Origin of the sequence: Shewanella sairae (genome assembly GCF_023283535.1) — a bacterium.
GTDB classification, from domain to species: Bacteria; Pseudomonadota; Gammaproteobacteria; order Enterobacterales; family Shewanellaceae; genus Shewanella; species Shewanella sairae.
Genome location: NZ_JAKILT010000235.1, coordinates 1 through 529, shown reverse-complemented (window position 1 = coordinate 529; position 529 = coordinate 1). Strand labels below are relative to the sequence as shown.

Here is a 529-nt window from a genome sequence, read left to right as displayed (position 1 = left end):
TAACGTTTAATAACAGCATGTTATTGAACGGTGACCTTCCTACAGAGGACTTTCACCTCATTAGTTCATGCCCATGCTGGGCGTACACAAATGCATCAACACGATTTACTACACTCGGCATCTCAGGTTGTCGGGTGTTTCTCATTTTAAGGTGTCAATTTTAAGTATAATTGTATGGTAGTAAACGTGTTATGCAGGCGTTATGTTTCACAACCAAATTCAGGTGTAATCTAGATAAATATGGAAATATTCTACGAGGGCTTCGACCTTAAAAACTTTTGGGAAGAATGTGAATATGCCGAAAAAGAGTATGTTTGTGAGCCTTTGACTGATCAATTAGTTGAAGAAATAGAAAGTGAACTAGGCTATAAACTACCTCTTTCTTATATTGAGTTGATGAAAACTCAAAATGGAGGAAGCCCAACTAACACAGCAGTACTGATCTCTAGTACTAAAACTAGACACGGCACTAAGCAATGCTCTTTAGTTCGAATGCTTCTGGGCTGAGATAGCCATTCGCACTATGCCT

The 529-nt window shown here is 38.8% G+C and carries 1 protein-coding gene; it reads left to right on the top strand.

The window, feature by feature from the left end; genetic code table 11:
• Nucleotides 1–240: 240 nt before the first annotated feature.
• Nucleotides 241–507 carry an SMI1/KNR4 family protein gene (locus L2748_RS24355; RefSeq protein WP_220783702.1) on the top strand — a complete coding sequence of 89 codons (267 nt, stop codon included), beginning with the start codon at nucleotides 241–243 and terminating at the stop codon, nucleotides 505–507.
• Nucleotides 508–529 lie beyond the last annotated feature (22 nt).